Genomic DNA, 23038 nt, shown 5'->3' on the forward strand with positions numbered 1-23038 from the left:
CATAACGGATAACGACGAAGTATGCGCCTGCAATCCCATCATCTCGAACTTTTAAGCCCGGCCCGCGACGCCACCATCGCCCGTGAAGCGATCCTTCATGGTGCTGATGCCGTCTACATTGGTGGACCTGGCTTTGGTGCCCGCCATAACGCCAGCAACAGCCTGAGCGATATTGCTGAACTGGTGCCGTTCGCCCATCGCTTTGGGGCGAAAGTGTTCGTGACCCTGAACACCATTCTGCATGATGATGAGCTGGAGCCTGCGCAACGTTTAATTACCGATCTCTACCAGACCGGCGTCGATGCCCTGATTGTGCAGGATATGGGCGTGCTGGAGCTGGATATTCCCCCCATTGAACTGCATGCCAGTACCCAGTGCGATATCCGCACGGTAGAGAAGGCGAAGTTTCTTTCTGACGTGGGTTTTTCCCAGATCGTGCTGGCGCGTGAGCTGAACCTGAACCAGATCCGCGATATTCACCAGGCGACCGACGCAACCATTGAATTCTTTATCCACGGCGCGCTGTGCGTCGCCTATTCTGGTCAGTGCAATATTTCCCACGCCCAGACGGGGCGCAGCGCCAACCGCGGCGACTGCTCTCAGGCCTGTCGTCTGCCGTATACCCTGAAAGACGATCAGGGCCGCGTTGTGGCGTTCGAAAAACACCTGCTCTCGATGAAAGATAACGATCAGACCGCCAACCTGGGTGCGCTGATTGACGCCGGCGTGCGCTCCTTCAAGATTGAAGGGCGTTATAAAGACATGAGCTACGTGAAGAACATCACCGCTCACTATCGTCAGATGCTGGATGCCATCATTGAAGATCGCGGTGACCTGGCGCGTGCGTCGGCCGGTCGTACCGAGCATTTCTTTATTCCGTCAACGGACAAAACTTTCCACCGCGGCAGCACTGACTACTTTGTGAATGCCCGTAAAGGGGATATCGGTGCGTTTGATTCACCGAAGTTTATAGGTTTACCGGTGGGTGAAGTGCTGAAAGTGGCAAAAGATCACCTCGACGTGGAAGTGACCGAGCCGCTGGCCAACGGCGATGGCCTGAACGTGATGATCAAGCGTGAAGTGGTGGGCTTCCGTGCGAATACGGTGGAAAAAACCGGTGAAAATCGCTATCGCGTATGGCCAAACGAGATGCCTGCGGATCTCTACAAAGCGCGCCCTAACGCGGCACTGAACCGTAATCTTGACCACAACTGGCAGCAGGCGCTACTGAAAACCTCGAGCGAACGCCGTATCGCGGTGGACATTGAACTGGGCGGCTGGGAAGAGCAGCTGATCCTGACCATGACCTGTGAAGACGGTATCAGCGTAACGCACACGCTTGATGGTCTGTTCGAGGTGGCAAACAACGCGGAAAAAGCCCTTAACAACCTGAAGGATGGCGTGGCGAAGCTGGGGCAGACCATTTACTACGCGCGTCATATCGACGTTAACCTGCCGGATGCCCTGTTTGTTCCGAACAGCCTGCTGAACCAGTTCCGCCGCGAGACGGCAGAAATGCTGGATGCCGCCCGCCTGGCTAACTATCCACGCGGCAGCCGCAAGGCCGAAACCGTTCCTGCGCCGGTTTACCCTGACACGCACTTGTCCTTCCTGGCGAACGTCTATAACCACAAAGCGCGTGAATTCTATCACCGTCACGGCGTACAGCTGATTGACGCAGCCTATGAAGCGCATGAAGAGAAGGGTGACGTGCCGGTGATGATCACCAAGCACTGTCTGCGCTTCGCCTTCAACCTCTGCCCGAAACAGGCGAAAGGGAATATTAAAAGCTGGAAGGCAACACCGATGCAGCTGGTGAATGGCGACGAAGTGCTGACCCTGAAATTTGACTGCCGTCCGTGCGAAATGCATGTGATTGGCAAGATGAAAAATCATATTTTCAAAATGCCGTCACCGGGTAGCGTTGTGGCCTCCGTGAGCCCGGACGATTTAATGAAAACCCTGCCGAAGCGTAAGGGTAATTAATTACCGAAAGTACTTGTCCGGTTTGCGCGATTTCTGCCACAGGTGGTGTTCGCGCAAACCTTCCGCAGACTCTTCGGCAACGCTGCGTAATTCATCGCTATCCGCTTCATGGCGGAGCTGATGTTCCACATTCTTTACCCACACATATTCATGGCCTTTATGTCCTGCCATCAGCTGACCTGAAAATAATCCACACACCAGCAATATCAGCGTTAACCCTTTTCTCATCATTATTTCACCGTTGAATGCCATCGCGGGACTATCATGCCAATAATTTCGTCGGGAAATTATTCAAAAATTAAAATTAGCGCAAAGAGAGTGTCAAATTCTGTGCGGCGACAGCTGTGATGAGACTTTTCCTAAAATTAGCATCAAGTTTGTTAACCGCCAATTCTGGTACGTAATTAGCCACTAGCTTTAAGGATAAATCCTATATAATGGTTAAACTCTGGCTAAGGAATGGGTCTTGTTAAATGAAAAAAATGATAGCGCTTGCGCTGCTGGTGGTTGCTGTTGGGGCGGGTGCAGGTATTTACTCTATTAGTAATGACGAACCAGAATATATTCAGTCCGCGAAAGCGCGTGTTGGGTCATATTTAACCAGCGATTACGGACGCGTGGCCTGTAATAGCACCAAAATTGATGACCAGCGCTGGCAATTAGGCTGCACCAATCAGGCAAGAGGTAAAACATTCGAGTTCGCGGTTTATCCCTCTGAAAAAGCACCGTATGGTGTGTCGCGTTCGTTTTATCTGGAAGCCATCAATGATGATGCAAAACAGAGCGCGGAGCAGGGTCTGATGCGTTATTTGCAAATCAATACCAAAGCGGGTTAATCAGGCTGTTTACCTTTCATTGAGACTATGGATGTTAGTTTGTAAGAGATCCGCTGCCCGGCCATGAAGTGTCGGGACGTAGAGACCAAAATACAAATCTATCCATGCAAGCATTTACCGCCATATTATGGCGGTTTTTTTTGTCTGCAATCCGGCCACTAGCGGGCAGGCCGCGAATAGTGTTTGCGATACTGGGCCGGTGAAAGGGCGAACTGCTGCCGAAAATGGTGACGCAGGGTCGATGCCTGACCGAATCCGGTCTGCTCCGCGATGCTGTCGATACTTAAGCGACTGCTTTCCAGATAATCTTTTGCCCTCAGCAGGCGCTCATTGAGCAACCAGCGCGCGGGCGTGGTGCCGGTCGCATCCTGAAAGCGGCGCAGAAAGGTGCGTTGACTCATGCCGACCCGACGCGCCAGTGAATCAACGCTGTGCGATACGGCAAGATGGGTATGCAGAAAATCAAACAGCTGACCGAGACGCTGACTTTCGCGCAGTTGCGCCACCGGGCGGCTTAGCTGCTGCGGCTGTGAGCCATCCCGGTGCGGGGGAATGACCAGACGACGCGCTACGGTGTTGGCGATTTCCATCCCATAATCCCGCCGGACTACGTGCAGACATAAATCGATGCCTGCCGCGCTGCCCGCCGAGGTGAGAATGTCGCCGTCGTCCTGATAAAGTACATCTTCAACTACTTCAATGGCCGGGTAACGGGCCTTAAGCGCCTCAATATAGCGCCAGTGCGTTGTGGCTTTACGCCCATCCAGCAGCCCGGCAGCGGCAAGAACAAACACGCCGGAACAGATCGACAAAAGCTGGCATCCCCGCGCATTGGCCTTACGTAATGCCGCGCAGAGCGCGGGCGGAACCGGTGAATCCAGTCCTCGCCAGCCAGGCACAACGATCAGGTCGGCCGTCTCAAGCAGGGTTAAATCGCCGTCGGTGATGAGGCGAATCCCGCCGGTCGCCCGAAGTTCACCGCTGTCTACGCCCGCCACGGCAAAACGATACCATTCGTCTCCCAGCTCCGGACGCGGCAGACCAAAGATTTCCACTGCCACGCCAAACTCAAAGGTACACAAACCGTCATACGCCAGCACAATGACCTGAGGGCGGGAAATCTGTCTTAAGTTTGTCATCTTTTTGCTGTTTTCTGGCATAAGCGAGCGCATTCACGGGCTGAATTTGTGGATAGAGTAGTGTTAACACAAACGCCAAAGATGAGGAAGGATCATGAGTTATGTTACTGAATTTCCGGCTGCTGAACCCCAGGAAGCCGTTACCCATTTTCTGCGCCGCCTGAGCGTCGAGACCGATTGCGCCGATGTGCATCATGCCATCACGAATCACGAACAGGATTTCGTTCTGCTGCACGTCGTCGGGAGCCCGCAGCAGTTCGCCCGCCGTCACGTTCCCGGTGCGCTACATATGCCGTGGCGTCAGATCACCGCCGAACGCATGGCCCAGTGGCCTGACGGCACGCTGTTTGTGGTCTATTGCGCCGGGCCTCACTGCAACGGTGCGGACAGAGCCGCGCTGAAGCTGGCGCGTCTGGGGCTGCCGGTGAAAATTATGCTCGGCGGGATCACCGGCTGGGAAGATGAAAAGTTTGAGTTTGCGAGCCAGGAATCGCTCTCCGCACTGTGAAGATGAATTTTTTTCAACACCCGTGAAATTTTCTCGTTTGCCGGCTGGCGGCAGGTATGACATCTTTTTTGGACATTTAGACATCCAGAAGTCTAAAGATTCAAATAATGAATTATCACTGCAGGCAATTATTGTCGGCAGATAAAGGAGATTTCCATGCAACGACACCATGCCCCATACCGCGCCGATGTAGTCGGCAGCTTTTTACGTCCGGATGCCATCAAACAGGCTCGCCTGAAATTCGCCAGCGGCGAAATTGATGCCGGGCAGCTACGTGCGGTTGAGGATGAGGCGATCCGCCATGTTGTCGAGCAGCAGTGCGCCTGTGGGTTGCATGTGGTGACTGACGGTGAATTTCGTCGTGCCTGGTGGCACTTTGATTTCTTCGACGGTCTGCAGGGTGTTGAGCGTTACGATTCTCAGCAGGGTATTCAGTTCAACGGTGTTCAGACTAAAGCCCACGGCGTGCGCGTGACCGGCAAGCTGGGCTTTGGCGATCACCCGATGCTGGCGGATTTCCGCTACCTGAAAAGCATTAGCGGCAATGCTCAGCCGAAGATGACCATTCCCAGCCCGAGCGTGCTGCATTTCCGCGGTGGGCGCAAAGACATTGATGCAACGGTCTACCCGGATCTGAAGGACTATTTTGACGATCTGGCGACCACCTGGCGGGACGCGATCCGGGCGTTTTACGACGCGGGCTGCCGTTACCTGCAGCTGGATGACACCGTCTGGGCCTATCTCTGTTCGGACGATCAACGTCGTCAGATCCGCGAGCGTGGTGACGATGCCGACGAGCTGGCGCGTATATATGCCCGCGTTCTGAATAAGGCACTGGAGGGCAAGCCGGACGATCTCACCATCGGGCTGCATGTCTGTCGCGGCAACTTCCGTTCAACCTGGATTTCCGAAGGGGGCTATGAGCCGGTGGCTGAAGTGCTGTTCGGGACGGTTAACGTGGATGCCTTTTTCCTTGAGTACGACAATGACCGGAGCGGTGATTTTGCGCCACTGCGTTTTGTTCGCCCGGGCAAGCAGCAGGTGGTGCTCGGTCTTATCACCACTAAAAATGGCGAGCTGGAGAACCCGGAAGGGGTGAAGGCGCGTCTGGAGGAGGCGGCGAAATACGTGGCTAAAGAGCAGATTTGCCTGAGCCCGCAGTGCGGATTTGCCTCTACCGAAGAGGGCAACAGCCTGAGTGAAACCCAGCAGTGGGACAAAGTCCGCCTGGTGACGCAGATCGCCAGCGAAGTCTGGTAAACCTTCCGCCACAGCGCTGCATTATAAAAGTGCAGCGCTGTACCATTCTGAGTCGTTCTTTTTACATCCTTCGTTACCTCTCCTGTTATAGCGCTTTATCCATCCTGGCATCCTTTTTGCTCTCTCTAAGCTGACGTTTTTATTTTCTGCGTCCACGCCGTAACGGACGCCTTTGCACAGCTTTCTTTTTCAGGAGTGAAAATATGCACCGTCGTACCTTATTAAAAGCCTTCGCATTGTCCGCGTCTGTCGTAGCTATGGGGATGAGTTTTGGCGCTCAGGCGGCCGATACCATCAAGGTGGGGATCATGCATTCCCTTTCCGGCACGATGGCGATTTCCGAAACCCCGCTTAAAGATGTTGCGCTGATGACCATCGATGAGATCAACGCCAAAGGGGGCGTGCTGGGTAAGAAGCTGGAACCGGTAGTGGTTGACCCGGCCTCGAACTGGCCGCTGTTTGCCGAAAAAGCGCGCCAGCTGCTGAGCCAGGACAAAGTGGCGGTGGTATTTGGTTGCTGGACGTCGGTGTCGCGTAAATCGGTGCTGCCGGTGTTTGAGGAGCTGAACGGACTGCTGTTCTACCCGGTGCAGTATGAGGGTGAAGAGATGTCACCTAACGTCTTCTATACCGGTGCCGCGCCAAACCAGCAGGCTATCCCGGCGGTGGAGTACCTGATGAGTGAAGACGGAGGCAGCGCGAAACGCTTCTTCCTGTTAGGCACCGACTACGTTTATCCCCGCACCACGAACAAAATCTTGCGTGCTTTCCTGCATTCGAAAGGGGTGGAAGACAAAGACATTGAAGAGGTATACACCCCGTTTGGTCACAGCGATTACCAGACAATCGTTTCCAGTATCAAAAAATTCTCTGCCGGAGGGAAAACCGCGGTGGTTTCCACCATCAACGGCGACTCCAACGTTCCGTTCTATAAAGAGCTGGCTAACCAGGGCCTGAAAGCTACCGATGTTCCGGTTGTGGCCTTCTCCGTGGGAGAAGAGGAGCTGCGCGGGATCGACACCAAACCGCTGGTGGGCAACCTGGCGGCGTGGAACTACTTTGAGTCCGTTGATAACCCGACCAACCAGGCGTTTGTGGCGGATTACAAAGCGTATGCCAGGGCACACAAATTGCCGAACGCCGACACCGTGGTCACCAACGACCCGATGGAAGCCACCTACGTCGGGATCCACATGTGGGCGCAGGCGGTTGAAAAAGCAGGTACCACCGACGTCGATAAAGTTCGGGCGGCAATGGCCGGTCAGTCCTTCAAGGCCCCTTCAGGCTTTACGCTCACCATGGATGCCACCAACCACCATCTGCATAAGCCGGTCATGATTGGCGAAATTGAAGGTAACGGCCAGTTTAATGTGGTCTGGCAGACGGAACAGCCGGTGCGTGCTCAGCCGTGGAGTCCCTTCATTGCCGGTAATGACAAAAAGCCCGATCAGCCGATGAAAACCGCCAGCAACTAAGTTATCACCGCAGGGAGAAAAGTCATGAACGCCATACGCACGATCATCGCTATTGTGTGGCTTACCGGACTGCTGCCAGGGATGGTGCAGGCATCGGATGCCGACCAATTCGTGGCCGCCAGTCGCAGCCAGCAGGCAGAACTGTTGACGCAGTGGGCAACCGCGCCGGAGGCGGCACGGTTGCCGCTGCTCCAGGCGCTGCAGAGTGAAAATCTCTACACCGACAGCCAGAAACATGCGTTTGCACAACGCCAGGGGGCAATGGTTCCCCTGGGTGAAACAAAAGCCGCAGCAGGCCAAACCAAAGCCGTGCGTCTGACCAACCGGCTGCGCAATCTGGTGGCGACGGCAATGGCAACCCATCAACTTGTGAGTGACAGTGTCACGGCAAGGCGTGCGGCAGCTCGTCAACTCCAGCGGGATGCGCAGCCTGAAATGCTCGATTTCCTGCAAAAACGGGTGAGCAGCGAAACGGATGATGTGGCCCGTCAGTCGCTGAAGCTGGCGCTGGCGAACCTCCAGCTGGCAAGTCCGCAGGCTGCGGTACGCCTGAACGCTGTGGCGCTGTTAGGGCAATCAGACGATCCGGACGTTCAGTCCCGGCTGATGCCGTATACGCAGGCAGGATCGGAGCCGGATGCCGGCGTGCGTGCTGCCGCTGCCGAAAGTCTGAAACTGATTGAGCATCGCCTGATGTGGGGCGATCTGCTTGGGCAGGCGTTTATGGGACTCTCGCTGGGGTCGGTACTGTTGCTCGCCGCGCTGGGGCTGGCAATTACCTACGGCCTGCTGGGGGTGATTAACATGGCCCACGGGGAGATGCTGATGCTGGGCGCGTACGCCACCTGGATGGTTCAGCAGGTGATGGCCGGGCTCGCCCCACAGTGGCTGGCGCTCTACCCGATCGTTGCGCTGCCGGTGGCGTTTATTGTGACCGCCAGCATCGGGATGGTGCTCGAGCGTACCGTTATTCGTCATTTGTATGGCCGACCGCTGGAAACGCTGCTGGCGACATGGGGTATCAGCCTGATGATTATTCAGCTGGTACGCATGACGTTTGGCGCCCAGAACCTGGAGGTGGCAAACCCGGCATGGCTGTCCGGTGGCGTGCAGGTGTTTGCCAATCTGACGCTGCCGTGGAACCGCATTGTGGTACTGGGTTTTGTGCTGCTGGTGCTGTTCTTCACGTGGCTCATTCTGAACAAAACCCGTCTTGGACTGAACGTGCGCGCAGTGACGCAAAATCGCAGCATGGCAGCCTGCTGCGGGGTACCGACAGGTCGCGTCGATATGCTGGCCTTTGGGCTTGGCTCGGGGATTGCGGGTCTGGGGGGCGTGGCGTTATCGCAGTTAGGCAACGTTGGGCCAGAACTGGGCCAGGGTTACATCATCGACTCGTTCCTCGTGGTGGTGCTTGGCGGGGTGGGTCAACTGGCAGGTAGCGTGGCCGCGGCGTTTGGGCTGGGGATCTTTAATAAAATTCTCGAACCGCAAATGGGGGCGGTATTGGGCAAGATCCTGATCCTGGTGGCGATTATTCTGTTTATTCAGAAACGTCCGCAGGGGTTATTCGCACTGAAAGGGAGGGTTACTGACTGATGAGCCAGCCGCTTACCTTAACGCTGGCGCGCAAAGCGCCACGCACGACGCAGATAGCCGGTAGCCTGATCGTGGCCTGCCTGCTGGTTTTACCGTTTTTCGCCTTACTGCCCGCAACGCATCCGCTGGCGATCTCGACCTGGATGCTCACGCTCACGGGTAAGATCCTCTGCTATGCCATTGTCGCCGTGGCGCTCGATCTGGTGTGGGGCTATGCCGGAATGCTCTCCCTGGGGCACGGTATCTTCTTCGCGCTGGGCGGCTATGCGATGGGCATGTACCTGATGCGCCAGGCGGCGGGTGACGGGCTGCCCGCGTTTATGTCGTTTCTCTCCTGGAGCGAACTGCCATGGTTCTGGTGGGGGACGCAGCACTTTGTCTGGGCTCTGGTATTAATTGTGATGGTACCAGGACTGCTGGCGCTGGTGTTTGGCTGGTTTGCCTTTCGCTCAAAAATCAAAGGGGTCTATTTTTCGATCATGACCCAGGCGCTGACGTACGCGGGGATGTTGCTGTTCTTTCGCAATGAAACCGGCTTTGGCGGGAATAACGGCTTTACCGGTTTTACCACGCTGCTCGGGTTTTCCGTTACCGCGACCACCACCCGTATTGCGCTGTTTCTGGCTACCGTGATGCTGTTGTTGGTAGCGCTGGGCACAGGCTTCGCGCTGGCGAAAAGTAAGTTCGGTCGCATTCTGACCGCAGTGCGTGACGCCGAAAACCGCCTGACGTTTTGCGGGTACGATCCCCGTGGTTTCAAGCTGCTGGTGTGGACACTTTCAGCCGTACTCTGCGGTCTGGCCGGTGCACTGTATGTGCCGCAGGTGGGCATTATCAACCCGGGTGAAATGTCGCCAACCAACTCAATTGAAGCGGCCATCTGGGTTGCGCTGGGGGGGCGCGGCACGCTGGTCGGCCCGGTAATAGGCGCGGCGCTGGTGAACGGTGCGAAGAGCATCTTTACCGTCGCCCTGCCGGAATACTGGCAGCTGTTTCTGGGGCTGATTTTCATCGCCGTGACGCTGTTTTTACCGCGCGGTGTCTACGGTCTGTTTCGTAAGGGAGAACACTAATGCAGCCAGCCGAAGGATTATTTACCCGCCAGTTACCCGGGGATCGCTATCGCGACCAGACCGATCCGGTACTGCAGCTTGAAGCCATCAACGTGAATTTCGATGGTTTTCAGGCGCTGACGGACCTCTCACTGAACATTGGCGTGGGTGAATTGCGTTGCGTGATTGGCCCCAACGGTGCGGGAAAAACGACATTAATGGACGTGATTACCGGCAAAACGCGGCCTAAAAGCGGCAGAGCGCTGTACGATCAGTCCATCGACCTGACGGCGCTCGAACCCGCCGAGATTGCCCGCCAGGGCATCGGACGTAAGTTCCAGAAGCCCACGGTCTTTGAAGCGCTCACGGTGTGGGAAAATCTTGAGATTGCGATGAAAACTGACAAGTCCGTCTGGGCGAGCCTGCGGGCCAGACTCAACGGCGAGCAGCGGGACCGTATTGACGAGATGCTGCTCTTGCTGCGGCTTGGCGGTGAGCGCAATCGCCGCGCCGGGCTGCTTTCGCACGGGCAAAAGCAGTTTCTGGAGATTGGCATGCTGCTGGTGCAGGACCCGCATCTGCTGTTGCTGGATGAACCGGCGGCCGGAATGACCGACGCGGAGACCGACTATACGGCTGAGCTGTTCAGAACCCTTGCGGGCAAACACTCCCTGATGGTAGTCGAGCACGATATGGGCTTTGTCGAAACCATTGCCGATCACGTGACGGTGCTGCACCAGGGACGCGTGCTGGCGGAGGGGTCACTTCGCCAGGTGCAGGCCAATGAGCAGGTCATAGAAGTCTATCTGGGACGCTAAGGAGCCGTCATGTTACAGGTGAACGAACTGAATCAGTATTACGGCGGCAGTCATATTCTGCGCGGGGTCAGTTTTGAAGCGGCGGCCGGTGAAGTGACCTGCCTGCTGGGCCGCAACGGGGTGGGGAAAACCACGCTGCTCAAGTGTCTGATGGGCCTGATCCCGGTAAAAACAGGAGACATTATCTGGCAGGGAAAAAAAATCACCCACAGCAAACCGCACCAGCGCGTGCAGTCGGGTGTGGCCTATGTTCCGCAGGGGCGTGAGATTTTTCCACGCTTAACGGTCGAGGAGAATCTGTTGCTCGGGCTGTCACGCTTCCCCGCCCGCGACGCAAAGCGCGTCCCGGAGGATATCTGGCAGTTGTTCCCGGTGCTTAAAGAGATGAAGCATCGTCGTGGAGGCGATCTCTCCGGCGGTCAGCAGCAACAGCTGGCGATTGGTCGCGCCCTGGCGAGCCGGCCACAGCTGTTAATCCTCGATGAACCCACGGAAGGTATTCAGCCGTCGGTGATCAAAGAGATAGGCCTGGTTATCCGCAAGCTGGCGGACAGAGGGGATATGGCAATCCTGCTCGTAGAGCAGTTTTACGATTTCGCCGCTGAGCTTGCCGACAGCTATCTGCTGATGTCGCGCGGGACCATCATTCAGCGTGGACGGGGCGATACAATGGAACAAGAGGGCGTTCGCGGACTGGTTGCGATTTGAAATGTTATATTATAACATCCTCATTCTTATAAAACGGAGTGAGGAGTTTGTTTTGGCTGCACATATTGGCAAATTTGCAATGACTCTGGGGGCGCTGCTGGTAAGCGGTCAGCTGTTTGCCCATTCGCATGGTCATCAGATGACGGAAGCGGAACAGAAGGCGGCGAACGGCGTCTTTGAGGATAAAGACGTCAAAGACAGAAAGCTGTCTGACTGGGATGGGACATGGCAATCCGTCTATCCGTTTTTGCTCGATGGCGCGCTGGATCCGGTTTTTAAACAAAAAGCGCAGAAGGATAAAAAATCCTTCGACGAGGTGAAAGCTTACTATCGCACAGGGTATGCGACGGACGTTGAGGCTATCGGCATCGAAAACAACGTGATGGAATTCCACAAAGGTAAGGCCATCGGTCGCTGCCAGTATGATTACAGCGGCTATAAGATCCTGACTTATGCATCAGGTAAGAAAGGGGTTCGCTATCTGTTCGAGTGTAAAGATCCGGACAGCAAGGCGCCGAAGTTTGTCCAGTTCAGCGACCATACCATCGCCCCAAAAGCCTCTTCCCATTTTCATATCTTTATGGGCAACACCTCCCACGAGGCGCTGCTAAAAGAGATGGATAACTGGCCGACGTACTACCCGAACGAAATGTACAAACAGCAGGTGGTCGACGAGATGCTGCACCATTAATGGCCTGCCCGATGCCGGGTGGGCGTCATGCCGCCCGGCGTTGAGGACTTAAGCCACTTTCGGCATTTCGCACCACGCCTTCACGCTCATCCCACGCAAAATCATCAGCCAGGCAATCACGATGGCAACCATCATGATCGCAAACAATGACCAGTGCGGCAGGTTGGTAAGGATAATACCGGTGATCATCGGGTTTGCCGCCGCCCCAAGCCAGCCCAGCGCCTGGGCAGAGAAGTAACTCGCTTTCATACCCGGCGGGGCAATATTGTCGATCAGCATATATTCGCCCGGTGCATAGATAATCTCACCCAGCGTAAACACCGCTGCCGCAATGCCCCAGTAGACCAGGTTTTCCCCGGAGAGCATAAAACCGCCCAGACCCAGGACGAAGAAGAGTGTTCCCGCCGTCATCAGCGGACGTATATTGCTGGCGGAGATCTTGCGACCGATAACGTATTGCAGGGTGACGACCACCGCAGCATTCACCGGCAGCACCACAGCGACCACGTTTTGCGCAAAGTTGCTGTCGGCATTCGCAGCCAGCACGTACTGCGAAATACAGCTGGCGAATGACCCGCCCACATACGACGCCAGCAGGCCGGAAAGGGTGTACCAGAAGAGCGCGCGGTCTTTAAGCAGTACTGACGGTTGCCACGGCATTTTCTCTTCGGTGGCATCGAGCGCAACGCTTTTTTGCACGAAGAAATGGATAAAACCGAGCGGCAGTGCGGCACAAAAAGCGGCCAGCCAGAACGGCAGCTGCAGGCTGTACATCACCAGTAAGGTGCCCACCGGCGGCCCGATCGTCCAGCCAATGTTCAGGAAGCTATAGTTTAGTGAGAAAACGCGCGCTTTTTGGCTCGAGGTCAGCACATCGGCAAACCAGGCCTTCAGCACCGTTGAAAATACCGAATAGGCGCAGTTAATCAGGGAAAAGAAGAGCACCACCAGCGTGACGTTATCCACCAGCGGGATGGCAACAAACCCGGCAATAAAGGCGACGATTGAAATCAGCATGTAGCGCTTTTTATCAAACTTATCGGCGAGGATGCCAAACCCCATACTGAATACCACACCGACGGTAAGCGCAATGGTCAGGGCATAACCAATATTCTCAACGCTCATATTAAATACGCGCGTGAGATAGATGGTCATAAACGGCAGCGTTGCCCCACGACCAATGGTTAATAATAACGACGACGCCAGCAGCGCTGCGGTTGAGCGCCTGAGTGATGGTTTCATATTCCTGCCTGACAATTGCGTTTGTTTTTTTGAGCCGCAGAGATTCTGGCCGCGCTTGCTCGCCGCCATCCTGCAACGTGTATTATTTTAGGTATATATCAGGAGTATCACGACATAAGGGGCTTGTATAGCACCTAATTTATCCGTAAGTGCTTCAGTTGACTGCCAGAAATAATGATCTTCTCGTGGCATGTTTTTTTCGTTACCTTGAAGTGTTTACAAAAATTTAATCATTCAGGGGCAGAGTATGACGCGAAAAGACGGGCTGCTGGCGTTGCTGGTGGTCATCGTATGGGGTCTGAATTTTGTGGTCATCAAGCTTGGGTTGCATAACATGCCCCCACTCATGCTGGCCGGTTTGCGTTTTCTGCTGGTGGCCTTCCCGGCGCTCTTCTTTGTCGCGCGCCCGAAAATTCCGTTCAGACTCTTACTGGGATACGGCCTGACCATCAGCTTTGGCCAGTTCGCGTTTCTGTTCTGCGCCATTAAGTTCGGGATGCCCGCCGGTCTGGCTTCTCTGGTGTTACAGGCTCAGGCGTTCTTTACCATTATTCTCGGGGCGTTTGTCTTTGGCGAGCGTCTGCAGGGTAAACAGCTGGCGGGGATCACCCTTGCGGTGTTCGGCGTGCTGGTGCTGATAGAAGCCAGCCTGAACGGGCAGCACGTGGCGTTACTGGGCTTTATGTTAACGCTGGCGGCGGGGCTGAGCTGGGCCTGCGGGAATATCTTCAACAAGCTGATTATGCAGCATGAGGCGCGCCCGAAGGTGATGTCGCTGGTGGTCTGGAGCGCCTTGATCCCCATTGTTCCGTTTATGGTTGCGGCGCTCATTTTTGATGGGCCGGACGTGATGCTGAAAAGCCTGGTGGAAATCGATCTCACCACCATTTTATCGCTGATCTACCTGGCGTTTGTGGCCACCATTATTGGTTACGGGATCTGGGGATCGCTGCTGGGTCGCTACGAAACCTGGCGCGTGGCGCCGTTATCCCTGCTGGTTCCGGTGGTAGGGTTGGCCAGCGCCGCGCTGTTGCTCGATGAAAAGCTGAGTGCGCTGCAGCTGCTGGGGGCCGTGCTGATCATGGCCGGGCTGTACATCAACGTGTTTGGTTTGCGCGTGCGTCGGGTAACGCGGGCAAGAGGATAGGCATAAAAAAACCCCGCATCCGCGGGGCAAAAACGAATCAGAAGCTGTGCTGATTATAATAAGGCACGCCTAACTCGTCGGATTTGTCACTACCAGCACCCATGTGGTTGAAGTCATAAGGTGACTGGTCATGTGCTGACGGCAAAATCATCGTGTCACGATTATTTTGCTGCGTTGCACGAGGGGTTTGCTCCGCGAAGGTCTGGCTGGAAAACAGCACCAGCAAGGCGAGGGCGGCGGAGGCTGTAACTTTCATGATTTCCTCGGTTACGTCTTTACAGGCGATGATTAACTACAATGTTTTAGTGGATACAGGTATCGGGATTCACCCGGCACGCTGGTAATACGGTATTTGTGAGGCGGCACGTCGAAGTAGTTCTTAAACGTACGCGTCAGGGTTTGCTGTGATTCAAAACCGTAACGTTCCGCCAGATAAAGGATCGGCTCATTGCTTTCTTTAAGCTTCTGGGCAATTTCCGTCAGCTTGCGGCTGCGAATATATTGACCTAATGAATGGCCGGTCTCTTTTTTGAACATCCGTTGCAGGTGCCATTTGGAGTAACCTGAACGCTCTGACACTTTTTCAAGGGAGAGCGGCGATTCCAGGTTATCTTCGATCCAGTCCAAAATGCTATGAATAGTAATAGCGTCAGTATTGCGTCTGGACATCGTCATACCTCTTTTTCTGTTTACGGCAGTATTTTCTTAAGCAAAAGCTCAAGCGTTGCCACTTCATCTGCCGTTAAGTTTTTTGTTAGTTCCTGATGCAGTGTTTGTCCTACTAGTTGATGACATTGCTCGCACATAGCCGCGCCATCGCTGGTGAGTTTCACCAGGACGCCGCGTTTGTCATTCGGGTTAGGGCTTCGTTCTATCCATCCTTTGCAAACGAGACGATCGAGCATGCGGGTTAGCGCACCCAGATCGACAGAGAGCACCTTTTTCAGCTCAACCGGCGTGATACACACTTCGCAGCGAATGGAGCACAGCACTTTGAACTGCGTGGCGGTGATATCCAGCGGTGACAGATAGTCATTGAGCAGGCGATCTTTTTTCTGGTTAACCATATGAATAAGACGACCCAGCGGAATAATGTCGTTAAAGAGATCACTGGTGCTTTTCACAATGGTTGCCCTGGCAAGTAGTTTAGTCACGGCAGATATTATTGCTCAGGCAAGTATAAGTCAACTGAATGGATCAGCGGATGCCACGAATTGCTAAAACGTTTCATGAACTTTTTTTGCATGCTTTCAATTCAAATAGATAACGAAGGGTTATCGTTAATGACCGTAAATAATCGTTACGTTGAGCGAATGGCTGAACGTCACACTTTCACCCTATAATTGCGGTGATAAACATGGATAAGGACAACGACGCACTATGTTGGATTTGATTAAAGCAATTAGTCTGGGGCTGGTGGTATTGCTGCCGTTGGCTAACCCGCTAACGACGGTTGCGCTCTTTCTGGGGCTGGCAGGGAACATGAACAGCGCCGAGCGTAACCATCAGTCGATGATGGCTTCAGTCTATGTGTTTGCCATCATGATGGTGGCTTACTACGCCGGACAGCTGGTGATGAACACCTTCGGAATCTCCATCCCGGGTCTGCGTATTGCTGGCGGACTGATTGTTGCCTTCATCGGGTTCCGTATGCTGTTCCCTGCGCAGAAAGCGCATGAGTCACCTGAGGCCAAAAGCAAATCCGAAGAGCTGGAAACCGAGCCCAGCGCGAATATTGCTTTTGTCCCGCTGGCGATGCCCAGTACGGCGGGGCCAGGAACGATTGCGATGATCATCAGCTCCGCGTCAACGGTGCGGGATGGTTCGACCTTCCCGGACTGGGTCATCACGGTTGCGCCCCCGCTGATTTTTGCACTGATTGGTATCATCGTATGGGCATCCTTGCGCAGTTCAGGCGCGATCATGCGCTGGGTCGGTAAGGGCGGTATTGAGGCGATTTCCCGCCTGATGGGCTTCTTACTGGTGTGTATGGGCGTGCAGTTTATTATCAACGGCGTGCTGGAGATTATTAAGACGTACCATTAATCACCCGCCCGGTAATGCAAAACGGCAACCTCGGTTGCCGTTTTACGTTGACTGCGGTCTACCCGTGATGGGCCTGTTCTTCCAGTGCGACCGGCCATTTACGGAAGATGAGCAGGGACCAGATGAGCGCCACCAGTGCCGGAATGGCACCCAGATAGCCAATCGCCGACATCGACACGTGAAGGCTAATCTGATTTCCCAGCAGCGCGCCCGCGCCAATACCGAGATTGAAAATCCCCGAGAACAGTGACATCGCCACATCCGTTGCGTCCGGCGCGAGGGCCAGCACCTTCACCTGCATACCCAGACCGATAATCATGATCGCCACTCCCCAGAACAGGCTCAGGACGGCCAGATGACCCTCGCTGCCCGCTGCTGGCATGAGTAACACCAGGCACGCCAGCAGTAAACCAATGGCGCTGCTGACCAGCGCCGACGCGTGCTGATTGCCGAGCTTACCAAACAGAATACTGCCAATAATGCCCGCGCCCCCCAGGATCAACAGCAGAACGGTGGCAAAGTTGGCGCTAAAGCCGGCCACGACCTGAACGAACGGCTCGATATAGCTGTAGGCGGTGTAATGTGCCGTGACCACAATGACCGTCAGCAGATAGATACTCAGCAATGCCGGACGACGCATTAACAGCGGCAGGCTTTTCAGCGAGCCGGAGTGTTCGCTTGGCAGCTTCGGCAGCAGTTTAATCAGGCAGACCAGGGTGATCATTGCCCCCATGCCGATAGCGAAGAACGTGGTTCGCCAGCCAAAGTATTGCCCAACGATACGGCCAATCGGCAGGCCCAGGACCATAGCCAGTGCCGTGCCGGTGGCTATCAGGCTCAGCGCCTGCGCGCGTTTTCCCGCAGGTGCCAGGCGGATGGCCAGTGACGCGGTGATCGACCAGAATACGGCATGGGCAAAGGCGATACCGACTCGGCTGATGACCAGCACCGTAAAGTTCCACGCCAGAAACGACAGGACGTGGCTGACGATAAACAGGGCAAACAGCCCGATCAGCAGCTTTCGCCGTTCCATCTGGCTGGTCAGCAGCATAAACGGCAGTGACATCAGTGCCACCACCCAGGCATAGATGGTCAACATAATGCCCACCTGCGCGGTTTCCATCTGGAAACTTTCAGCGATGTCAGACAACAGCCCAACCGGAACAAATTCTGTGGTATTAAAAATAAACGCGGCAATTGCCAGCGTGACCACGCGTAGCCACGCGACTCTGCGGGTAACTGTGTTCGTTGTCATAGCGATGTCGGAGATTCGTTGCTGAAAAGAAGAGGAGACGATCTTAAAACGTCAACCGGCGAAAACTCAACCATTATGTGATGTAGATCTCAAAATTCACCTGGTAAAAGCGGTAGCCGGGGGAATGGTTTTCATTGAATATAAAAGAACATCACAACAAAAACAGGCGGTAAGACAATGCAGGAGATTGATTTTTATCTGGTAGATGCGTTCAGCAATGCCTCGTTTGGTGGAAACCCGGCGGCCGTGTGCCCGTTAGACGCATGGTTGCCTGATGAGACACTGCTCAGAATGGCACAGCAGCATAATCAGTCGGAAACGGCGTTTTTCGTCTGCAGTAAAGCGGGAATTGAGTTACGCTGGTTTACCACCCTTACCGAAGTCAACCTTTGCGGACATGCCACACTGGCAGCCGCGTACGTCCTGTTTAATGAACTCAACTATCCTGACCCGCGTATCCACTTTGATACCGCCTCTGGCCAGCTGACGGTTAGCCGGGAAGGGGACTGGATGACGCTGGACTTCCCGGCATGCCCGACGCAGGAAGAGACGCCCCCGCCGGCGATGCTTGCAGCGCTGGGGATCGGCCATTACGTAGAAGCCCGTAAGGGGCGAGCCTGGGTGGTGGTTCTGGAAAACCGCCAGCAGGTTGAGGCGCTCTCGCCGAATATCTCGGCAATGACGCCTGGCGAACATAAGGTCAGCGTGACGGCGCGGGGAGAGGGGGATTATGATTTTGTGAGCCGCTTTTTCTCACCGGGAGTTGCCGTCTGGGAAGATCCGGTCACCGGATCCGCGCATACAATGCTTATTCCCTACTGGAGTGAAAAACTGGGTAAAACAGCGATGTTTGCCCGCCAGGTGTCGGCTCGTGGCGGTGATCTGCGCTGCGAACTGAAAGGTTCACGCGTGCTGATGAGCGGGCAGGCCTCGCTTTATCTGAAAGGCACCGTCTTTCTGCGCTAAATAACCATAACAAAAGAGGAAGAGACAATGCAGGAAATTGATTTCTATTTGGTCGATGCCTTCAGCGACAGGGCGTTTGGCGGCAACGCAGCGGCGGTTTGCCCCCTGGAAGAGTGGCTGCCGGACGAGACGCTGCTCAACATGGCGCAACAGCACAATCAGTCTGAGACGGCCTTTTTCGTACGCACTGACGGCGGATTCGAGCTGCGCTGGTTCACTACCCTTGACGAAATTAACCTGTGTGGACATGCCACACTGGCGGCATCGCATGTCATTTTCGAATACCTTGATTATCCACACACGGAAATCACCTTCACCACCCGTTTCGTCGGCGAGCTGACGGTAAAACGCAGCGGTGACTGGCTGACGCTCAACTTCCCGGCCTGGCCGACGGCGGTCGTCGACAATCCGCCAGCGCTGCTGTTGAGCGCGCTGGGCATTGAGCGGGCAAAAGAGGTGCGTGTCGGGCGCGACTACATGGTGGTGCTGGAGAACCAGCAGCAGATAGAGGCCCTTACGCCGGATATCTCGGCAATGATTCCGCTGGATAAGATGGTCTGCGTCACGGCACCGGGCGATGAATATGACTTCGTCAGCCGCTTCTTCTGTCCGGGAGAAGGGGTACCGGAAGATCCGGTTACGGGGTCCACTCACAGCATGTTGATTCCCTACTGGAGCGAAAAGCTGGGCAAAACCGTGCTGAACGCGCGCCAGGTCTCGCGACGGGGCGGGGATTTACGCTGTGAACTGGCGGGGGACCGGGTGTTAATCGGCGGTCAGGCCACCCTGTATCTGAAAGGGCATATCTATCTACGCCAGGCGATGTAAGCCAGGAATGGGCCACCGTCATTTCATCATCGGGAATGACGGTGGCTTGCGTTAATCAAACGTTCGTTTTTCCCCCTGCCAGCCAGACGTAATCAGAAATTCACGCCACGTTAAGGTGGCAGGGTTTATGGTTCTGCTCCAGGTGAGATCCCGGTCTTTTCCGTAATAGCCGTAGTTCACGGCATATTCCGTCATGCCGGTAATTTCACTGACCAGTGCCGCGTTGTCTGCGAAATCGGGGAAGTGGTTAAGGAGTGCTTCTCGCGTGTAGGCTGAGCGATACCGGGCTTTTATGCCGGTGACCTCCGTGAAGGTTTCCACCATCTCACTCGGCGAAAGACACTCACCGACAACGGGTAACGTCATGCCGTTGTAGTGTTCGGGGTTATCGAACATCTCAAGCACCGCAGGGCCGGTTGCCGTGAGCGGATCGACAAAGGGCGCCCGAACGTCTTCCGGGAGATAGAGGGGAAAGATCAGCTCGTCGCCTTCTTTACGCGGCGGATAATATTCGGCCAGATTGGTGTAAAAGAACGCCAGTTGAATAAACGACGCGCTGACGGGGAGTGTGCGGATGTACTCCTCAATTCGGCCCTTATCGCTGAAATGAGGAGCCCATAGAGTTCCGCCCGTTATTCTCTCGACGTTTTCCAGACTGCTGAAGACAAGGTGTTTTACCCCGGCGTTGACGGCGGCATCTGCAAGCCTGTAGCCCAGCGCCGTTTCACCCGTTGGCATCTGCGTCGATACGGGGATGAAACCCGGTGTCATCAGGAACGCCCCGTCTGACTCGGCAAACGCCCCGATCAGATGCGCATCATTGCCCGTCTGAAGGGTGATTTGTCTCAGTTCAGCACCCCGTTCCGCCAGCTGTTTCGCCGCAGGAGAGTCCGTGTTTTGCGTTAAGGCGCGCACCCGATAGCGCCCACTTTGCAGCAGGGTTGTGGTTACGCTACGTCCTTGTTTACTGGTGGCACCAAAAACTGTTATGAGTGGTTTTTTATCATACGACATTTCATTCTCGCTCTGTGTTGTTGCGGTAGTGCATTATCGGAATGCGGACGGCGAGCGTGAAATCGATTTATTTCTTACATGATATCCATCCTATGAATACCAAAAAGCCTGACGTAAACCTGCTGCTGACTCTGGAAGCGCTGGTCGCGGAGCAAAATGTCACCAGGGCCGCCAGCCGGCTTTGTCTTAGCCAGCCTGCCGTCAGCGCGCAGCTTAACCGGCTGAGGGGGATGTTTAACGATCCGTTATTGATCCCGGGGCGCAGGGGGATGACGCCAACCCCCAAAGCTCTAGATCTGATGGCGACGCTTGGCGGGGCGCTGGCAAAAATACGGGATACGCTGCAATCACATGAGGACTTTGATCCGCTGCACGATTCGCTAACGGTCTCTCTGGCCTGTACTGATTACGTGCAGGCCGCGGTCATTATGCCGCTGATTGTGACCCTGCAAGAGATTGCCCCCGGCGTGCGTATTGCTGTCAGGAATTACGATCCGCATCAGCTAGCCCATCAACTGAGCTCAGGCGATGTTGATGCTGCCATTGCTACGCCAGACCCTGCGCAGGCGCAGCTCAGAACGCAACATCTTTATGACGAATCGTACGTGCTTATCGGGCGCCCTCAGCATCCTGAACTGAACGACCAACTGACAATGGAAGCGTTCGCAAAACTTGAGCATATTATCGTGTCCCCCTCGGGAGGCGGTTTTACCACGCCGCTCGATGTCATGCTGGCGGAGTCAGGGTTGCAACGTAAGGTTGCGGTGTCTGCGGCATCATTTCTGTTTGTTCCCGGCATGGTGCAGATGAGCCATCTGGTAGCACTGGTGCCCCGACGATTGATTATGGGAACCGTTAACCCGCTCACCGTGGTGGAACTCCCCTGGCTGAAAGAGACGTTTGACGTCAGTCTTATCTGGCATGAACGCAGCCATAACCACGCCGGACACCGCTGGTTAAGGAATACCCTCGTCAGCCTGAACGGCAATGCTGATATAAGTTAACGGTATGAAGCACGTGTGCAGGGCTGCGCTATGTTGAAATAAAAACAACAAGGAGCCCGCCATGTATTCCATTACCGCTGAATCTGCACATCACCCTGATATTTTGCATCTGATTGCCGCGCTTGACCGCTATCAGAGCGAACTCTATCCCGCTGAAAGTAACCACCTGCTCGATCTGACCGAACTGCCGACAGCCTCGCTGATCCTGATGATTATTCGGGACCGGCAGCTTCATGCCGTCGGGTGTGGTGCCGTGGTGCTCAACGGCGACGGGACCGGTGAAATGAAACGGGTGTATATCGATCCGGCTCATCGCGGGCAACATCTCGGCGAGATGCTGCTGGCGGCGCTGGAAGATGAAGCCCTGAGCCGTCACTGCCACACGCTTCGCCTGGAGACGGGCATCCGGCAACATGCCGCCGTCCGTCTGTATGAGCAGTGCGGCTATGAGCAACGTCCGGCGTTTCCGCCGTATGTTGATGACCCGCTGAGCCTGTTTATGGAGAAGGCACTGGTGGTTGACGTTCGTTTAGCAGCGCTATAAAAGCCTCCAGCGGGCGGGTCATAGCCCCGCGGCGCCAGACCAGCCAGGTGGTGAGCCAGCGCCAGTTTTCTGCCAGCGGCCAGGCTTCTACCTGATGGTGGCCTGGCATACTTTCCAGCATCGAACGAGGCATCAGCGCGATACCGGCGCCCGCGATGACGCAGGCGAGCATGCCGTGATAAGACTCCATCTCATGAATACGCCCGGGCGTGGCTCTGTCGGCGTGAAACCAGCTTTCCAGGTGTCGGCGATACGAACAGTTTGCGCGAAAGGCGTAGACGTCACTGCCGCTTACCTGCGTGGCGCGTGCCACTTCTGCATGCCCGGCGGGCGTGACCAGCATCATCTCTTCCCGGTAAACCGGCATGCCTTCCAGTTCCGGATGCGAAAGGGGGCCGTCGACAAACGCGGCGCTTAAGGTTCCCTCCAGTACGCCGTCAATCATTGTGCCGGACGGCCCGGTAGAGAGGGCAAACTGGATACGTGGATACCGCTGGTTAAACTGCGCCAGGCTTTCCGGAATACGCACGGCGGCGGTACTCTCCAGCGCGCCAAGCGCAAATAATCCCTGCGGTTCATCACCGGCGACGACCATTCGTGCTTCATCGACCAGCGCCAGGATCTGCTTGCTGTAGCGCAGGAAATTATGCCCGGCGGGAGATAAACGTAAACGCTGGTTCTCACGAATAAACAGCTCAACGCCAAGATCGGCCTCCAGCTGGCGGATGCGGGTGGTCAGGTTCGACGGAACGCGATGTACCTTTTGCGCTGCCTGGGTGATGCTGCCGGTGAGCGCCACGGCGTTAAACATTTCAAGCTGAGTTAAGTCCATACCATTCTCGATTCGTGAACAAGGTGGTTAGTATTATTCATTTTTAAGAAATAGCAGAGTGCGCCACAATGAATCAACCGTTATTACG

25 protein-coding genes are annotated in these 23038 nt (G+C 55.2%); 16 read left to right on the top strand and 9 right to left on the bottom strand.

The features are described from left to right. Positions 1 to 21 precede the first annotated feature (21 nt). Positions 22 to 1986: a U32 family peptidase gene (locus JTA15_RS06380; RefSeq protein WP_219372990.1), complete on the top strand. Its 1965-nt coding sequence runs from the start codon at positions 22 to 24 to the stop codon at positions 1984 to 1986. Here the strand turns inward: JTA15_RS06380 and JTA15_RS06385 are convergent, their stop codons facing one another. Further along, positions 1987 to 2217 (bottom strand): DUF2554 family protein, encoded by a 231-nt coding sequence (locus JTA15_RS06385; RefSeq protein WP_219373235.1) that lies wholly within the window; start codon positions 2215 to 2217, stop codon positions 1987 to 1989. A 242-nt stretch (positions 2218 to 2459) separates the two neighbouring features. On the opposite strand from JTA15_RS06385, the gene JTA15_RS06390 reads away from it, so the two are divergent. Then, positions 2460 to 2822 (top strand): hypothetical protein, encoded by a 363-nt coding sequence (locus tag JTA15_RS06390; RefSeq protein WP_020884170.1) that lies wholly within the window; start codon positions 2460 to 2462, stop codon positions 2820 to 2822. Positions 2823 to 2980: 158 nt separating this feature from the next. Here the strand turns inward: JTA15_RS06390 and ftrA are convergent, their stop codons facing one another. Further along, the gene (gene ftrA / locus JTA15_RS06395) at positions 2981 to 3982 is read right to left on the bottom strand and encodes a transcriptional regulator FtrA (protein ID WP_032670382.1); all 1002 of its coding nucleotides are present in this window, start codon (positions 3980 to 3982) and stop codon (positions 2981 to 2983) included. A gap of 73 nt (positions 3983 to 4055) precedes the next feature. On the opposite strand from ftrA, the gene JTA15_RS06400 reads away from it, so the two are divergent. The 8 genes from JTA15_RS06400 (at position 4056) to zinT (ending at position 12072) form a co-directional block, all read left to right on the top strand. Next, the gene (locus JTA15_RS06400; RefSeq protein WP_025204217.1) at positions 4056 to 4469 is read left to right on the top strand and encodes a rhodanese-like domain-containing protein; all 414 of its coding nucleotides are present in this window, start codon (positions 4056 to 4058) and stop codon (positions 4467 to 4469) included. Between the two features lie 156 nt (positions 4470 to 4625). Next, complete coding sequence (locus JTA15_RS06405; protein ID WP_040017460.1) at positions 4626 to 5729, top strand: cobalamin-independent methionine synthase II family protein; 1104 nt, start codon at positions 4626 to 4628, stop codon at positions 5727 to 5729. Positions 5730 to 5932: 203 nt separating this feature from the next. Beyond that, a complete protein-coding gene (urtA, locus tag JTA15_RS06410; RefSeq protein WP_020884166.1) occupies positions 5933 to 7204 on the top strand; it encodes an urea ABC transporter substrate-binding protein in 1272 nt (423 codons plus the stop codon). A 24-nt stretch (positions 7205 to 7228) separates the two neighbouring features. Continuing rightward, positions 7229 to 8803, top strand: a complete 1575-nt coding sequence (gene urtB / locus JTA15_RS06415) for an urea ABC transporter permease subunit UrtB (RefSeq protein ID WP_219372991.1) — start codon at positions 7229 to 7231, stop codon at positions 8801 to 8803. Next, positions 8803 to 9876 (top strand): urea ABC transporter permease subunit UrtC, encoded by a 1074-nt coding sequence (gene urtC / locus JTA15_RS06420; protein ID WP_193162110.1) that lies wholly within the window; start codon positions 8803 to 8805, stop codon positions 9874 to 9876. Before urtB ends, urtC begins: the two co-directional genes overlap by 1 nt. Continuing rightward, positions 9876 to 10673 (top strand): urea ABC transporter ATP-binding protein UrtD, encoded by a 798-nt coding sequence (gene urtD, locus JTA15_RS06425; RefSeq protein WP_014170037.1) that lies wholly within the window; start codon positions 9876 to 9878, stop codon positions 10671 to 10673. Before urtC ends, urtD begins: the two co-directional genes overlap by 1 nt. 9 nt (positions 10674 to 10682) lie before the next feature. After that, positions 10683 to 11381 (top strand): urea ABC transporter ATP-binding subunit UrtE, encoded by a 699-nt coding sequence (urtE, locus tag JTA15_RS06430; protein ID WP_219372992.1) that lies wholly within the window; start codon positions 10683 to 10685, stop codon positions 11379 to 11381. A 52-nt stretch (positions 11382 to 11433) separates the two neighbouring features. Next, entirely contained in the window at positions 11434 to 12072 is a 639-nt protein-coding gene (zinT, locus tag JTA15_RS06435; protein ID WP_025204211.1) for a metal-binding protein ZinT, read from the top strand. 48 nt (positions 12073 to 12120) lie between these two features. Here the strand turns inward: zinT and ydeE are convergent, their stop codons facing one another. Beyond that, the gene (gene ydeE / locus JTA15_RS06440) at positions 12121 to 13314 is read right to left on the bottom strand and encodes an efflux MFS transporter YdeE (RefSeq protein ID WP_059305981.1); all 1194 of its coding nucleotides are present in this window, start codon (positions 13312 to 13314) and stop codon (positions 12121 to 12123) included. 247 nt (positions 13315 to 13561) lie between these two features. Here ydeE and eamA point away from each other — a divergent pair, with 247 nt between their 5' ends. Beyond that, positions 13562 to 14461: an O-acetylserine/cysteine exporter gene (gene eamA / locus JTA15_RS06445; protein ID WP_020884160.1), complete on the top strand. Its 900-nt coding sequence runs from the start codon at positions 13562 to 13564 to the stop codon at positions 14459 to 14461. A gap of 37 nt (positions 14462 to 14498) precedes the next feature. On the opposite strand, the gene marB is transcribed toward eamA, so the two are convergent. The 3 genes from marB to marR are packed head-to-tail and all read right to left on the bottom strand — an operon-like array spanning position 14499 to position 15585. Beyond that, entirely contained in the window at positions 14499 to 14717 is a 219-nt protein-coding gene (marB, locus tag JTA15_RS06450) for a multiple antibiotic resistance protein MarB (RefSeq protein ID WP_014170042.1), read from the bottom strand. Positions 14718 to 14749: 32 nt separating this feature from the next. Continuing rightward, the gene (gene marA / locus JTA15_RS06455; protein WP_008502237.1) at positions 14750 to 15130 is read right to left on the bottom strand and encodes an MDR efflux pump AcrAB transcriptional activator MarA; all 381 of its coding nucleotides are present in this window, start codon (positions 15128 to 15130) and stop codon (positions 14750 to 14752) included. Positions 15131 to 15150: 20 nt separating this feature from the next. Further along, complete coding sequence (gene marR / locus JTA15_RS06460; protein ID WP_020884159.1) at positions 15151 to 15585, bottom strand: multiple antibiotic resistance transcriptional regulator MarR; 435 nt, start codon at positions 15583 to 15585, stop codon at positions 15151 to 15153. A gap of 256 nt (positions 15586 to 15841) precedes the next feature. On the opposite strand from marR, the gene JTA15_RS06465 reads away from it, so the two are divergent. Beyond that, positions 15842 to 16507: a MarC family NAAT transporter gene (locus JTA15_RS06465; protein WP_025204209.1), complete on the top strand. Its 666-nt coding sequence runs from the start codon at positions 15842 to 15844 to the stop codon at positions 16505 to 16507. Between the two features lie 58 nt (positions 16508 to 16565). On the opposite strand, the gene JTA15_RS06470 is transcribed toward JTA15_RS06465, so the two are convergent. Then, positions 16566 to 17762, bottom strand: a complete 1197-nt coding sequence (locus JTA15_RS06470; protein ID WP_020884157.1) for a sugar transporter — start codon at positions 17760 to 17762, stop codon at positions 16566 to 16568. Between the two features lie 177 nt (positions 17763 to 17939). Between JTA15_RS06470 and JTA15_RS06475 the strand changes: the two genes are divergently transcribed. Together JTA15_RS06475 and JTA15_RS06480 are read left to right on the top strand one after the other, a co-directional pair. Next, positions 17940 to 18728 carry a PhzF family phenazine biosynthesis protein gene (locus tag JTA15_RS06475; RefSeq protein ID WP_032681018.1) on the top strand — a complete coding sequence of 263 codons (789 nt, stop codon included), beginning with the start codon at positions 17940 to 17942 and terminating at the stop codon, positions 18726 to 18728. Positions 18729 to 18755: 27 nt separating this feature from the next. Next, on the top strand, positions 18756 to 19556 hold the full coding sequence (locus tag JTA15_RS06480; RefSeq protein WP_219372993.1) for a PhzF family phenazine biosynthesis protein: 801 nt from the start codon (positions 18756 to 18758) through the stop codon (positions 19554 to 19556). Positions 19557 to 19607: 51 nt separating this feature from the next. On the opposite strand, the gene JTA15_RS06485 is transcribed toward JTA15_RS06480, so the two are convergent. Next, complete coding sequence (locus tag JTA15_RS06485; RefSeq protein ID WP_219372994.1) at positions 19608 to 20570, bottom strand: NmrA/HSCARG family protein; 963 nt, start codon at positions 20568 to 20570, stop codon at positions 19608 to 19610. Between the two features lie 92 nt (positions 20571 to 20662). Between JTA15_RS06485 and JTA15_RS06490 the strand changes: the two genes are divergently transcribed. Both JTA15_RS06490 and JTA15_RS06495 read left to right on the top strand, forming a co-directional pair. Further along, positions 20663 to 21574, top strand: a complete 912-nt coding sequence (locus JTA15_RS06490) for a LysR family transcriptional regulator (RefSeq protein ID WP_255580154.1) — start codon at positions 20663 to 20665, stop codon at positions 21572 to 21574. Positions 21575 to 21635: 61 nt separating this feature from the next. Beyond that, a complete protein-coding gene (locus JTA15_RS06495; protein ID WP_014170050.1) occupies positions 21636 to 22118 on the top strand; it encodes a GNAT family N-acetyltransferase in 483 nt (160 codons plus the stop codon). Here the strand turns inward: JTA15_RS06495 and JTA15_RS06500 are convergent. Continuing rightward, the gene (locus JTA15_RS06500) at positions 22072 to 22950 is read right to left on the bottom strand and encodes a LysR family transcriptional regulator (RefSeq protein ID WP_014170051.1); all 879 of its coding nucleotides are present in this window, start codon (positions 22948 to 22950) and stop codon (positions 22072 to 22074) included. The genes JTA15_RS06495 and JTA15_RS06500 overlap by 47 nt on opposite strands. Positions 22951 to 23038 lie beyond the last annotated feature (88 nt).

Source organism: Enterobacter sp. BIDMC 29, from assembly GCF_019378755.1.
GTDB lineage: Bacteria > Pseudomonadota > Gammaproteobacteria > Enterobacterales > Enterobacteriaceae > Enterobacter > Enterobacter ludwigii.

Coding starts and splice junctions, on each gene's coding strand:
- JTA15_RS06380 (WP_219372990.1), top strand. CDS start 22: ATGCGCCTGCAATCCCATCATCTCGAACTTTTAAGCCCGGCCCGCGAC.
- JTA15_RS06385 (WP_219373235.1), bottom strand. CDS start 2,217: ATGATGAGAAAAGGGTTAACGCTGATATTGCTGGTGTGTGGATTATTT.
- JTA15_RS06390 (WP_020884170.1), top strand. CDS start 2,460: ATGAAAAAAATGATAGCGCTTGCGCTGCTGGTGGTTGCTGTTGGGGCG.
- ftrA (WP_032670382.1), bottom strand. CDS start 3,982: ATGCCAGAAAACAGCAAAAAGATGACAAACTTAAGACAGATTTCCCGC.
- JTA15_RS06400 (WP_025204217.1), top strand. CDS start 4,056: ATGAGTTATGTTACTGAATTTCCGGCTGCTGAACCCCAGGAAGCCGTT.
- JTA15_RS06405 (WP_040017460.1), top strand. CDS start 4,626: ATGCAACGACACCATGCCCCATACCGCGCCGATGTAGTCGGCAGCTTT.
- urtA (WP_020884166.1), top strand. CDS start 5,933: ATGCACCGTCGTACCTTATTAAAAGCCTTCGCATTGTCCGCGTCTGTC.
- urtB (WP_219372991.1), top strand. CDS start 7,229: ATGAACGCCATACGCACGATCATCGCTATTGTGTGGCTTACCGGACTG.
- urtC (WP_193162110.1), top strand. CDS start 8,803: ATGAGCCAGCCGCTTACCTTAACGCTGGCGCGCAAAGCGCCACGCACG.
- urtD (WP_014170037.1), top strand. CDS start 9,876: ATGCAGCCAGCCGAAGGATTATTTACCCGCCAGTTACCCGGGGATCGC.
- urtE (WP_219372992.1), top strand. CDS start 10,683: ATGTTACAGGTGAACGAACTGAATCAGTATTACGGCGGCAGTCATATT.
- ydeE (WP_059305981.1), bottom strand. CDS start 13,314: ATGAAACCATCACTCAGGCGCTCAACCGCAGCGCTGCTGGCGTCGTCG.
- eamA (WP_020884160.1), top strand. CDS start 13,562: ATGACGCGAAAAGACGGGCTGCTGGCGTTGCTGGTGGTCATCGTATGG.
- marB (WP_014170042.1), bottom strand. CDS start 14,717: ATGAAAGTTACAGCCTCCGCCGCCCTCGCCTTGCTGGTGCTGTTTTCC.
- marA (WP_008502237.1), bottom strand. CDS start 15,130: ATGTCCAGACGCAATACTGACGCTATTACTATTCATAGCATTTTGGAC.
- JTA15_RS06465 (WP_025204209.1), top strand. CDS start 15,842: ATGTTGGATTTGATTAAAGCAATTAGTCTGGGGCTGGTGGTATTGCTG.
- JTA15_RS06470 (WP_020884157.1), bottom strand. CDS start 17,762: ATGACAACGAACACAGTTACCCGCAGAGTCGCGTGGCTACGCGTGGTC.
- JTA15_RS06475 (WP_032681018.1), top strand. CDS start 17,940: ATGCAGGAGATTGATTTTTATCTGGTAGATGCGTTCAGCAATGCCTCG.
- JTA15_RS06480 (WP_219372993.1), top strand. CDS start 18,756: ATGCAGGAAATTGATTTCTATTTGGTCGATGCCTTCAGCGACAGGGCG.
- JTA15_RS06485 (WP_219372994.1), bottom strand. CDS start 20,570: ATGTCGTATGATAAAAAACCACTCATAACAGTTTTTGGTGCCACCAGT.
- JTA15_RS06490 (WP_255580154.1), top strand. CDS start 20,663: ATGAATACCAAAAAGCCTGACGTAAACCTGCTGCTGACTCTGGAAGCG.
- JTA15_RS06495 (WP_014170050.1), top strand. CDS start 21,636: ATGTATTCCATTACCGCTGAATCTGCACATCACCCTGATATTTTGCAT.
- JTA15_RS06500 (WP_014170051.1), bottom strand. CDS start 22,950: ATGGACTTAACTCAGCTTGAAATGTTTAACGCCGTGGCGCTCACCGGC.